We start from the raw sequence: 12,998 nt of genomic DNA on the forward strand, positions 1-12,998 counted from the left end.
AGACACTATCTAAAAATGTAATCAGATCCATCAAAAATCATTTTAGTTATGCACCGTGACATTTCGCGGCCCCATCGTGCGGTCAATAATTGCCATAACCACGCATACCAACAGTGACGGTGGCAACCATGCCAAACCTTGACCTGCCAATGGCAAATGTTCAGTCCAAACAGGTAAATGGCTAGCCAATGCAGAGCCCTTCAACGCATCTAATATGCCAAATACTAAGCTCACAATCATAACCGGTGAAAATACACGCGGAGCAGAATTCCACCAGCGTACGGTGAAGCTTAAGACCACCAGCACAATACATGGCGGATAGATCGCCGTCAGTACCGGAATAGAAATCTGGATCAGATGACTCAAACCCAAATTCGACACAACCATCGAGAATAGGCCCAAAATAAAGACCAGCGTGCGGTAGCTAAACGGTAGGTACTGAGCAAAAAACTCCGCGCAGGCACAGGTCAGGCCAACGGCCGTTACCATACAAGCAATGAAAATCAGAGCCGCTAAGAACAAGCTTCCGATACCACCGAAGGTATGTTGAACGTAAGCATGCAGGATCACCGCACCATTCTGTGCATCAGGTACCAATTCACCGCTGCTTGACCCGAGCTTAAACAGGCTCAGATATACCAAAGTCAAACCGATACCCGCAATCAAACCAGCCCAAACCGTATAGCGAGTCAACAACCGGCTATCGTTTACACCACGGGAACGCGCAGCATTAACGATAACAATACCAAACACCATGGCACCTAACGTGTCCATGGTCAGATAGCCGTTAACAAATCCACTTGAGAACGGAACCTGCTGATAGATTTCAATGGCTGGCACATGTACGCCCGCAGGCCATAAAACCGCCGCAATCCCGAGAATAGCTAACGCAACGATTTTCAGCGGAGCCAGAATGTGCCCGACAGTATCCAGCAGTTTGCCTGGGTACAACGATATGGCAATGACCAGCGCGAAATAGACCACGCTATAAATCAGCAACGGAGCAGCGCCATCGCCCGTTAAAGGGGCGATACCAAGCTCGAATGAAACGGTTGCTGTACGCGGCGTGGCGAACAACGGCCCTACTGCCAGATAGCAGACCGTCGCCAGCAGTAACCCAGCCTTACGACCAATTGGCGTACTCAGCGCATCAATACCGCCGCCGACTTTTGCCAAGGCCACTACCGTCATCACCGGTAAACCTACCGCGGTGATAAGAAAACCGATAGCCGCAATCCAGACGTGCTCGCCAGACTGCAACCCAACCATCGGAGGAAAAATAATATTACCTGCACCAACGAACAGCGCGAAAGTCATGAATCCTAATGCCAGGATATCTTTGGACGTTAAACGATGAGTCATAATGAGATGTCGTGTTGCCTTATAACAGTTTAAGAGTTTCAAACGAATCGTGAGCCGCGGAAAAATCGCCTTGCAGATGAAAGTAGGGGTAATGAAGAAAAGACAACCGAGTTCGTAGTCGGCTTTCCTTCCAACAACATCATTCACATCTACACATAAAACGCCGCTCTGCCTGAGTTTGAATCCCCCTGACTTTCCCTGTGCAAAGCCATTTGATTGGGTTACATCACCGGACAGAAAGTTACTGTATAAGTTATTAGCTGACGAGATATGGCGACTACGCGGATAAGTAAACACGTTCTAGCAGGTAAAAGACAAGAGCTAAATTGACTTGCGGAATCATCATCCAGAGAAAGTTGGTGAGCTAGTTAATGATTTGGTATTTTAAGAGTATCACCATACATAAATTGCCCCATAATGTGGTGTTCTCTGCGGATGATTGATTAAAAAACACACATACATAAGAATTTTACACTACTGAGACCTTGAGCATAAAACTCACGTTTATTGATATAAAAACAGCAAAAACAAATAATAAAAAAATAATTTAATCAATAAGTTAACTACTTAACCCCGCCTATTCACTGCGGGACAAGCCCGGCAGTGATAAAAAGCAGATTTAGTCGTCATATGCAGAAAGTCAGAGAGAAGAGAGAGGTTGTGGCTTTCCTAGTAGATAACCCTGAATATAATCAACACCCAGTGCTTTCAACTGAAACTTTTGTGCTTCATCTTCAACATATTCAGCCACAACCAAAAGCTTTTTGAGGCGTGCTATCTGACACATTGCCGATACAATTTGCTGATCGATAGGACTATCCATTAATTGACGAACAAAGCTTCCGTCTATTTTCAAAATATCCGCTTCAATGTGTTTAAGTCGATCGTAGCTCGCAAAACCAGTACCAAAATCATCAATGGCAATACGACATCCCATCTGGCGTAATTGAGATAGCGTTTTTGAAGTCAGTTCTTTGGTCTGTGTAATATTACTCTCGGTGATTTCCAGGATTATTTGATAAGGCTCAACCTGATACTGTGCCAGAATACGAGCAATATCTTGCACCAGAGTCGGCCTAGCTAACGTTGATGGGGTCAGATTGATCGCAAAACACACCGCTGGCAGACGTTCACGATTTTCATTGATAAAAGCCAGCGTATTATTAAGTACCCATAAATCAACGTCATAGTTAAGTCCAAACTCTTGTACCACTGGGAAGAAGTCGTTTGGCATGATGATATTGCCGTGTTCGTCCTGCAACCTGAGCAAAACTTCGTAATAGCGATCGCCACGAAATCCCTCAATAGGCTGAGCCATCAGCATAAAACGATCTTTATCAAGGCCATTCTGGATGTGGTGAAGCATCGCGACTTTACTATGAATACCCTCTTGCAATGTCTGAGCATTAAGGTGGGTTGATTCTGCGTTCCCAGTGATAAGAGAACGCTCCGCCATCGAACTGAGTTCGCCAATAATGGTGTAAATGTGCTCTAGTGGCTGACGAACGGTGCAATAACCAATGCCATAATGTAAACGCAAAGGCAGACCATTCCACAGTAGACGAAATGCTTTCATTGCATCGTTAAGCCGCTTCAGTGTTTCAGCCGCACTTTTATTATTTAGCCGTAGTACGAGGTCATAGCTCGGAAGCTGGTATACCCCTTCATTATTAGCCATCACCTTTTTCATCATGCTGGCCAGACGCTGTTTATACTCAAGCCGTAACTGCATCCCGTAAGTACGGCAAAGCGTATCCAGATTCGCGATGCGTAAAAAACAGACCACCGAGCGCTCATGCTGTTTTAAGTCATGATGCAAACATCTCAAATTGGGCAGTTGAATAACAGGATCAATCATCGATGCACGCTGCGTTTTGATATAGAGCCTGCGTTGGCGTGTATTTACTGCGGCCATCAGAATAATGGTAAGTGTAAACATCACCATCATCGACATAATTAGCGCTAGGCTATGCGCTAAGTTATCCCACTGCACAAAGCCATCATAATTAATCAGTAGCGTAATCACCGAAGCTGACCATACAAGGCTAGTTAATTGATACCCATAGCGCATAGCCCCAAATAACATCAAAGGCAAAAGTAACGTCACCGTATAATCAGTGAAAAAAATGTTGGAACTTGAATCGCCACGGATAATCTAGACACTTCTGAGCCGTTGATAATACTGGTTTTCATATTCTGTCGGTGACATCTGATTGCTCGAACCATGCCGACGCTTACTGTTATAAAACATTTCAATGTAATCGAAAATATCGCTGCGGGCTTCTTCCCGTGTTCCGTAGATCTTTTTCTTTATCCGTTCGCGTTTCAGCAACTGGAAAAAGCTTTCTGCAACCGCATTATCGTGACAGTTACCGCGACGGCTCATGCTGCCCTCCAGGCCGTGTGATTTCAGGAATGACTGCCACTCATGGCTTGTGTACTGACTGCCCTGATCTGAATGAACCATCACCTGTTTTAGAGGATTACGTCGCCATATGGCCATCAGAAGCGCATTCAGGACAATGTCCTTTGTCATCCGGGATTGCATTGACCAGCCGATAATTTTGCGTGAGAACAGATCAACAACCACGGCAAGATACAGCCAGCCTTCGTGGGTCCTGATGTAAGTTATGTCCGTTACCCAACGCTCATCCGGAGCATCCGGATTGAACTGTCGCTGGAGCCTGTTGGGCGATACGATACTGACCTCGCCTTTGTGTGCCCGCGGGCTCCGGTACCCGACCTGAGCCTTTATCCCGGCACGATTCATCAGTCGCCAGACTCTGTTCACTCCGCACTGTTGCCCGCTATCCCGCAAGTCCAGATGGATCTTGCGATAACCATAAACGCAACCGGACTCCAGCCAGAACTGTTTGATCTGTCCCGTCAGTCTCAGATCTACCTGGTGGCGCTGAGAATACGGTTGCTTAAACCAGGCGTAAAAGCCACTGGGATGAACATCCAGCACCCTGCAGAGCAGACGAACAGGCCAGCAAAGGGAGTTGTCACGAATAAAGGCGTACCTCAGTCGGACAGCTTTGCGAAGTACGCCGCGGCTTTTTTTAATATGTCCCGTTCGTCAGTAACCCGCTTCAGCTCCTTCTGGAGTCGGCGGATCTCGGCCTGAGCATCTGACTGTTCTTTGTTAGTGGATGAGTCCGGACCGTACTTCTTTATCCAGGCGTAAAGGCTGTGGGTGGTGATATCGAGACGTGTTGCAACGCTGGAAACAGAATGACCGCGATCAATAACCTGTTTGACTGCTTCAATTTTAAACTCTTCGGGATAACGTTTACCGCTCATGGGCACCTCTCTTTAAGTCATCTTAAATGACTCTGAGGTGTCTGTTAAACCCGTGGCGATTCAACTATCGTTAGCAGGGATACATAACATGACCAGCATAATGACCAACAAAACCAGCCAAAGCTGAATTTCCCAAGCGCTAACGCCTTGGGCTAGCTCTTTACGACAACGACTGACAATAACGCGAATAAAGCGCGGTTTGATGGCAACACGGAGCAGGTAGTAGCACATTGGCACACCAGATAAGCAGGCCAATATTAATGCTTGGTAACTAATGAGTGTCCTTATTGAGAAGGGAGCAGAGGCAGCCATTCTCTCTACAGGAATGAACACCCCCAGAGCAACAGCAATCTGTATCAACAAAAGAAAAACCAATGGTAAAACAACGACAATCCAAAAAAGTCGTGGCAGCATCGTTTGCATGCGGCCGAACCCACATGACCATCGATTTCCAACATGCTTTAAAAAACTATACCAGCATATCCCCAGCGAAAGCGTAAACGCTAACGCGACCCATGCTCCGGGGAGGAGTCCTAATTTGTAGATATAGAGAACGAAAGAAACTATGGCAAGGGAGGGGAATACGCGCCAGCTAAAAATCATTAATAAAGAGACAGAAATCGCTAACGGCAGGAATAGGAGAAACACCTCGCCCTCACCAACGAGAAGATAAGGGGATGCCATCAGACTAAAAGGTAATAAAATAGCTGCAAAAAGTAGGGGGAGCCCCCACCAATAACTTAAGCGATGTATTTGATTTTGTAATTGGCTCATGGACTAGACTTTTATGGGTTCCGAGGTCACTCCTTGCTACATGTTCTAACACGGTCATTGAGTGAATGAATAACAACAATGCTCGTTGCAAAAACAGTGCTAATAAAAAGTGGCATCCTAATCACTCTTTTGAACTCCTACTAGGAGTTCAGACGTCAATCCAAGCCCATCATATGAAGGTGCTTTGAGAATGGCCTGAGATATTATGTAACGTGGTATTCTACCTTTTGATGATGATCAAAAAACACTGAATTCAATTATAATTTGCGCTTAATCCAGATTTATCCTGTAAGCATCTTTCTTTCTCTATTAACTAAATAGATTAAATATTGAACCAATGTTAAACCAAAATTTAAAAAGCTAATAAAATGCTAGACGCTAACGATGGTGAAACTTACCCTTTCCATCATTAATCACCAAAGATTGATAACTCATTCATAGCTCGAAAGATTTTGTCTTTAGTACATCTATGATTGACGCCTCAGCCTGACTATGCCTAAATCAGAGGCTGATATCTCTAAAACGAGATGATTAGACGACGATGAATATTCATAAACTAAAACGACGTACTAACGTCCAAATGACCAAAATTGTACTGCTGATCAGCTTTATCATTTTGATTGGTCGGTTACTCTACGCTTCCTTTGGCGCGATTTCCCATCATCAGGATAAAAAGGAAAATCAGCAAATCGCACCAACTGAGAAATCTCAGCCACTTCAACTCGATACTGAATCTGCAAAACCTGCGCAGAAAAAAGACGCGCAGACACCGCTTAAAGACTAAGCTTTAAGCAGGCAAATTTACGCCTACAACCTCATAATGAATAAGAAAAAGGAATTACTTTTCTGATGCCCGTCATTGCAAAAAATCATGTTAAACAACGCGCAGAAGACCGTTTCCGTATCCTGCAATTACTGCTTAATAATAAATCGCTATCTGAAGGTATCCTCGGCAAACTTGAGGATCCAGAACAACTGCACAACCCAGAACTCCTCGACCAAACCGCTGAAATAAAATCACTCGTTAATAAACTGCCCGCGCCGGATCTGGCTGATACACTGGAAGCGCTCCCCGCGGATGAGCGTCATGCGCTTTGGCGTTTAGTGGGTAAAGAGAAGCGTGGCAAAACGCTCGTCGAAGCCTCTGAAAGCGTTTGGGACAGCCTTATCGATGAAATGAGTGACAAAGAACTGCTAACCGCATTACGGTCACTTGATATCGATGAGCAGGTTTATCTCGGACAGTACCTCCCACGTAATCTGATGGGACGTCTACTGACATCGATGGAGCCGGAACAACGTGCGCAGGTTCGCGAAGTCATTCGCTACGGTAAACATACCGTTGGCGCTATTATGGACTTCGAAATTATCACCGTACGTCCTGATGTTTCACTCGCTACCGTACAACGTTTTTTACGCATGCGCGGGGCTATTCCCCTTAACACAGACAAGCTCTTTGTCACCGATAGAACCAATCGTCTACTGGGTGAACTTTGTTTAACGACCGTGCTGCTGAACAAGCCAGAAAAACGCGTCAGTGAGGTCATGGATAAAAATCCCGCAACATTCGATCCGGAAGATAATGATGAAGAAGCAGCGCGAACCTTCGAACGTGATGACTTACTCAGCGCCCCAGTGGTTGATGCCAAAGGTAAGCTGATGGGACGCCTCACCATTGAAGATATCGTTGACGTGGTTTATGAGGAAAGCGATACCGATTTACGTCGTATGGGGGGCTTGAGTGCCGAAGAAGATGTCTTCGCCCCAGTCACTAAAGCGGTAAAAACACGTTGGGCATGGCTGGCGCTTAATCTTTGTACTGCCTTTATCGCATCACGCGTCATTGGGTTATTTGAACACACCATTTCTCAGCTCGTCGCACTGGCTGCGCTGATGCCGATCGTGGCTGGAATTGGTGGTAATACCGGTAATCAAACCATCACCATGATTGTTCGAGCCTTAGCGTTACAACATATTCAAGCAGGCAATATCTCGTTTTTATTACTGCGCGAACTCGGCGTGGCCTTGATTAACGGAATTGTCTGGGGAGGGCTCATGGGGCTTGTCACCTATCTGCTCTATCATAATGCGGCGATGGGCGGCGTTATGACGCTAGCAATGATACTAAACCTCCTGATGGCGGCGCTGATGGGGGTGGTTATCCCAATGACAATGACCCGTTTCGGTCGCGATCCTGCCGTGGGCTCCAGCGTGCTTATCACTGCAATAACGGATACCGGTGGGTTCTTTATCTTTCTTGGATTAGCCACTTTATTCCTGCTTTAATTAGCTAAGAACCGCCCTAATTTATCATTAGCCCCATAAAATACGGTGTTTTTTGGGGTTATAACCAAATCACCCATCAAATGTAAGTCTATAAACTATTTGTTATGGCTATTAATGTTGCACATAGTGGCATTTAGACTAACATTCGTGCAAATGCCAGCGTAAAAAACATTAAAATATTAATGTATTACTCGCTCATCGCTAAGGTTAGGGTATGGATGTTAGTCTAGATGTGAGAGTTGAAAAAAAGCCCCATATCGTTGTCACACTCGCGGTTTTTGCTGGCTTGATTTATTCTCTGGCCTGCTTTTGCATTACTCTCACTCAGCATGATACCAATTTAGCTTCGCTATGGTTTCCAACTGCGGCCACCATTGCCTTTTTGTTTCATCATAAAAAACGGCTATGGCCTCTTTTCCTGATTACAGCACAGCTAGCCACTATGGCAGCGAATTGGACCTTCTTCCCTATCAGTTTATTCTCGGTTCAATTAGCACTAATCAACCAAATTCAGGCTGTGGTATGCACACTGCTTTTAAGTAAATTCCTCAATCATAAATCGCCGATCGACGGTCTACATACTTGGTTCAAGTTTGTGATCTGCAGTGTCATTGTCTCACCGCTGCTCAGCGCAACTTTAGCGGCGATTGTTGTCTCGTTACATGGGCTTGCCACTTTTAATCAGGTATTCGGTGTCTGGTTTATGTCCGAGTCAATCAGCGTGATGGCGCTAACACCGGTAGGCCTGTTGTATTACTACGGTTTCTTACAAAAAAGCCTCCGCGAACAGACCATGGTGGAATGTATTACGATTATTACTATTGCGCTTATTTCATGTTTTTACGCCATGCAATATCTCCCTTTTCCCTTTACTTTTGCCGTCATTCCAATGCTCTGGGCCGCTATCCGTCTGCCGCTGCTACAGGCTTTCACCAGTTTCTTATGCGTGATTATCTTATTGGCAATCATGATTGCTTACCACATCGTCGATATTCGTGCTGCATACCCCTCAGTGAACGATGTTCTCCTGTATACCCCGCTCTTATTGGTATTACTACCGGTCAACTCAGTAGCAGTATTGATGCATGCATTTCGTTCAGAACGCGATCACATTGAGGAAAGCGAAACTCGTTTTCGTAACGTCATTGAGTTCTCTGCCATTGGTACCGCCTTAGTCGGGCTCGATGGCCGTTGGATACAAGTTAACCCAGCGCTTTGCCAAATGCTGGGGTATCCGGCTGATGTGCTTACCGACATGACGTTTCAGGATATCACTCATCGCGATGACCTAGAGACAGATTTGCGCCAACTTAATGCGTTAGTTGACGGTGAGATCAATAGCTACAGCATGGAAAAACGCTATCTACGCAGTTCAGGTGAGAGCATCTGGACACTGCTGAGTGTTTCGTTGATCCGCGATCCTCAGGGAAAGCCGCTGTATTTTGTATCGCAGATAAAAGATATCAGTGAGATAAAAAATAACGAAAGATATAAACAACAACTGCTCGATAAGCTTTATGAAGAGAAAGAGCGCCTGCACATTACGCTGACCTCTATCGGCGATGCTGTCATCAGCACCGATAGCTATAAACACGTCACCTTCATGAACCCCGTAGCGGAGAAAATGACGGGATGGACACAACTGGAAGCACTGGGGCTTCCCATTAATAACATCGTACATCTCTACGATGGTGTTGATGGTGATACCGTTCATCCGCTACGTATTGATGAAGTCAGTCATGCAAAACGCACAGAAGACCGATTGATTCTAAAAAATCGGCAAGGAGCTCACTTTGACGTGCAGAGTCGCGTCTCAGAGCTCACCGATATCCATCGTAACCTCATGGGTTACGTTTTGGTCTTCCAAGATGTGAGCGAATCCCGTGAGCTACTGCGTAAACTCTCTTACAGTGCCCTGCATGACCCACTAACCGGATTACCTAACCGCGTAAGCTTCGAGCAGGCACTAAAACGAGCCCTACGTCAGGCCGTTGAAGAAAAACGCACTCACGCACTGGTGTTTCTCGATCTGGATCGATTCAAAGCGGTTAACGATAGCGCGGGTCATGCGGCCGGCGACGCACTGCTGCAAAAAATTAGCCAATCAATGTTATCCCATACCCGCCCACCAGATATGCTCGCCCGCCTCGGCGGAGATGAGTTTGCTTTTATCCTGCTTGATTGTGAAATCCATAAAGCCAAAGAACACATCACGCGCATTATCAATGAAATAAATGACTATCTCTTCGAATGGGAAGGCAAGCTACATCGCGTGGGTGCCAGTGCTGGAATGACGGTGATTAATTCCGGTAACGCAATCGCTGCCGATTTGATGAATCAGGCCGATATTGCCTGCTACACAGCAAAACACAGCGGTCGCGGCAAACTCATGTGCTACGAGCCAAAACACAAGCTGCATATTAACTATGAGAAAGGACTACTCAGCGGTGAGGATATCGATGCCATCTTGGCTGAGGATCGAATACACATTTTGGCACAGGGAATAGCGCCCCCTAAAACACCTCGTGCTATTGCCTTTTATAATTTAGAGCTCATGCCTTATCAGAATAATGGCGTCAATATTTTACCCGAGCTTTTTCTGGAATCATGCTTCCAGAGCCACCGACGAGAACATGTCGATCGTTGGCTACTACATAAAGTGTTAAACCACACCTCTCAAGTGCTGAAATATAAAGGCGTCAGTGTCGCGTTGCCTCTGGCAAGCAGCAGTCTCTGTAACGCTCAATTTACCGCACAGTTAATTGAAATGCTGCAACAGTCGGCTCTCCCTACTTCTCGATTGCTCATCCGTGTACCTGAAAGCGCAGTAAATGAAGACTATGCGCAATCACTGCCCGCGCTAAAGGCGCTGTCTGAGCTTGGTTGTCGACTTATTGTCGAGGATTTTGGACGTAACCTCAGCGCCATAGAGCGGCTAGAGTCGGTCAATATTGAATACGTAATGATTACCCCCACGCTAATTACCAACGTACATTGCAATCAAATGGATGAAGTTTTGGTATCTATCATTCACGGCAACGCGTGGCGGCATGGAGCTCAAACCATTGCAGGGCCCGCCGATATACAGGCTACGTTGCTGACACTGGACAGCATAAAAATCGATCTTGCGTTTGGTAACATGATTCAAGAGGTAAAACCGCTTACGGCAGTCCTTGAGGATGGCTATTTCGGCATGAATTAGCCTCAGTCGCCTAAGCCGGAATGTTTACACCTTCGCGTTCCAGCAGCCATGCTTTGCGATTTATTCCGCCGGCGTAGCCGGTTAATTTACCCGATGTACCAATCACGCGATGGCACGGAATGACGACTGACCAAGGGTTATGCCCGATGGCCTGAGCCACCGCGCGTACACCTCTCGGATTCCCCACTTTGATAGCAACATCCATATAGCTACAGGTTTCACCGCAAGGAATTTCACGGAGTGCCTGCCAAACAGCCTGCTGAAATGGCGTTCCTCTCACTGCTAGTGGAAAATCGAAACAATCGCTCTGGCCAGAAAAATAGGCGAGTAGCTGAGGCTTAACAGCATCCAGCAAAGGATGATTATTTAGCGCCTGATGCAGACTAAAATCAGGAAGATACTTTTGTCCGTCAAAGTAGATACCGTGCACACTCTCTTCGTCGAACAGCACAAACATCTCCCCTTGGGGCGTTGCAAAATGACCGTAGTTCATTAGATTGTCTCCGTTGTCCAACTATCGTTATGCCATAAATGTAAAGTGGCATAGGCTCGCCACGGCCGCCAACGTTCGGCGTAGTGCACGATTTTGCTCGGCGTCATCTGGGGAAAGCGCTGCTTTATCAGATAATCCCCTTGTAAAAAAGCATCTGGCCAGCTCCATGCGCGCATCGCGATATAAGTTGCCGTCCAACTCCCAATGCCCGGAATTGCCGTAATCGCCGCAATGCCTCCTTCAATATCCAGCACATCCTCTAGCGATAAACGACCTTCACTCACTTCTTTTGCTAAATGAACAATGCTCGCCGCACGTTTAAGAGGAATTCCGATCGTTTTCAACGCCTCGGGGGTTACCCGAGCGAGTTGATGTGCATCTGGGAATATGACCTTCAATTCATCCCACGGGGTATCTACAGCCTCCCCCCAACGTTCTGCGACGGCAGAAGCAAACTTTGCCGCCATTTTCACGCTAACCACCTGCCCTAAAATCGCCCTAACTGACTGCTCGAACGCATTTACACAGCCAGGTAGCCGTAATCCGGTATTTTGGGCAAGACTGCCTAGTCCGGCAGAAATTGCCACTGGGTCGGCGTCCAGATCCAAAAGTTGACGCACCCGCCGCAGAACCTCTGGCGCATGTGGTGCCAAAGAATCAGAAATCAGTACCTTTACACGGCAGCGCGACGCCTCTGGATGCAAAACTATCCAACCGGCCGCATCGCCAATCCGTAAAGTGCGCTGATAGTCACCGTTCGCAGTAATGCTATCTACACCTGAAACGCTACGCGCAGCGAGAAAACCCAGCATCCACTCCCAATCATAGGGAGGACGATAGCTCAGCGACAGCGTTAACCCGTCTTCCTGCCCTTTGTTATTTGCCCGTAGAGAACTTGGCGTCATTCGATATCTCGCACTAAACAATTCGTTAAAACGGCGTAGGCTGCCAAATCCCGCGCTGAGCGCAACGTCTGCCAGCGGCAAATGGCTGTCCATTAACAACCGCTTAGCCTGCAACAAACGGTAGGACTGCGCGTACTCAATGGGCGAGGCGCCAAAACGATCGGCAAATACACGGCGCAGTTGGCGATCGGAAATCCCTAATCGTGTCGCTAACTCTTCACAACTATGCTGGGTTAAAAAACCCTGTTCAATCAGTTGAACCGCAAGCTGCATGTAGCGGCTGGAAAGATCGACTATCGACAATCCTGGAGCCAGCTCTGGGCGGCATTTAAGACAGGGGCGGTATCCATCACGCTCCGCTGCGGCGGCACTGGGATAGAAGTGGCAGTTCTCCGCTTTTGGCGTACGAGCCCCGCAAACCGTACGGCAATATATTTTGGTTGATGACACGCCAACAAAAATGCGCCCATCAAACTTAGGATCACGCGCTTTCAATGCCGCATACCAGATTTCATGATTGCCGTTCATACTTCCTCCTGCCGTTTCTGTCTACAGCTTATCCTTTATTGACGGTTCTGACTCGCGGAAATCGGACATTGATATCACCATCGGTTCGGCTACATCCGTAAGGTAAAATCGCGATGAGAGGAGAGTTATTTGATGAAAACGGCGC

Annotated in this window: 9 protein-coding genes; 3 read left to right on the plus strand and 6 right to left on the minus strand. The window is 46.7% G+C overall.

Annotated features, from left to right (window positions below; translation table 11 throughout):
- Positions 1–42: 42 nt before the first annotated feature.
- From brnQ to K9N75_RS16740, 4 genes are all read right to left on the minus strand, one after another.
- On the minus strand, positions 43–1,362 hold the full coding sequence (gene brnQ, locus K9N75_RS16725; RefSeq protein WP_008814394.1) for a branched-chain amino acid transport system II carrier protein: 1,320 nt from the start codon (positions 1,360–1,362) through the stop codon (positions 43–45).
- A 640-nt stretch (positions 1,363–2,002) separates the two neighbouring features.
- Positions 2,003–3,448, minus strand: a complete 1,446-nt coding sequence (locus tag K9N75_RS16730) for a sensor domain-containing phosphodiesterase (RefSeq protein WP_311136429.1) — start codon at positions 3,446–3,448, stop codon at positions 2,003–2,005.
- Positions 3,449–3,517: 69 nt separating this feature from the next.
- A protein-coding gene (locus K9N75_RS16735; protein WP_109171055.1) for an IS3 family transposase occupies positions 3,518–4,665 on the minus strand; the annotation gives its coding sequence in 2 pieces (ribosomal slippage) (positions 3,518–4,428 and positions 4,428–4,665; 1,149 coding nt in all).
- Between the two features lie 60 nt (positions 4,666–4,725).
- Entirely contained in the window at positions 4,726–5,439 is a 714-nt protein-coding gene (locus K9N75_RS16740) for an MASE1 domain-containing protein (RefSeq protein WP_224451921.1), read from the minus strand.
- A 541-nt stretch (positions 5,440–5,980) separates the two neighbouring features.
- Between K9N75_RS16740 and K9N75_RS16745 the strand changes: the two genes are divergently transcribed.
- The 3 genes from K9N75_RS16745 to K9N75_RS16755 all read left to right on the plus strand — a co-directional run bounded on the left by K9N75_RS16745 (position 5,981) and on the right by K9N75_RS16755 (position 10,927).
- Positions 5,981–6,223: a YfgG family protein gene (locus K9N75_RS16745; RefSeq protein ID WP_008814396.1), complete on the plus strand. Its 243-nt coding sequence runs from the start codon at positions 5,981–5,983 to the stop codon at positions 6,221–6,223.
- 65 nt (positions 6,224–6,288) lie between these two features.
- Positions 6,289–7,725 carry a magnesium transporter gene (gene mgtE / locus K9N75_RS16750; protein WP_224451922.1) on the plus strand — a complete coding sequence of 479 codons (1,437 nt, stop codon included), beginning with the start codon at positions 6,289–6,291 and terminating at the stop codon, positions 7,723–7,725.
- A gap of 214 nt (positions 7,726–7,939) precedes the next feature.
- Positions 7,940–10,927 carry a PAS domain S-box protein gene (locus K9N75_RS16755; protein WP_224451923.1) on the plus strand — a complete coding sequence of 996 codons (2,988 nt, stop codon included), beginning with the start codon at positions 7,940–7,942 and terminating at the stop codon, positions 10,925–10,927.
- A gap of 10 nt (positions 10,928–10,937) precedes the next feature.
- Here K9N75_RS16755 and K9N75_RS16760 read toward each other — a convergent pair whose 3' ends face one another.
- Both K9N75_RS16760 and alkA read right to left on the minus strand, forming a co-directional pair.
- Positions 10,938–11,420, minus strand: coding sequence for a methylated-DNA--[protein]-cysteine S-methyltransferase (locus tag K9N75_RS16760; protein WP_008814399.1), 483 nt, complete (start codon positions 11,418–11,420; stop codon positions 10,938–10,940).
- Complete coding sequence (alkA, locus tag K9N75_RS16765) at positions 11,420–12,853, minus strand: DNA-3-methyladenine glycosylase 2 (protein ID WP_224451924.1); 1,434 nt, start codon at positions 12,851–12,853, stop codon at positions 11,420–11,422. Before alkA ends, K9N75_RS16760 begins: the two co-directional genes overlap by 1 nt.
- Between the last annotated feature and the right edge of the window lie 145 nt (positions 12,854–12,998).

The organism is Hafnia paralvei (genome assembly GCF_020150375.1).
Classification (GTDB): domain Bacteria; phylum Pseudomonadota; class Gammaproteobacteria; order Enterobacterales; family Enterobacteriaceae; genus Hafnia; species Hafnia paralvei.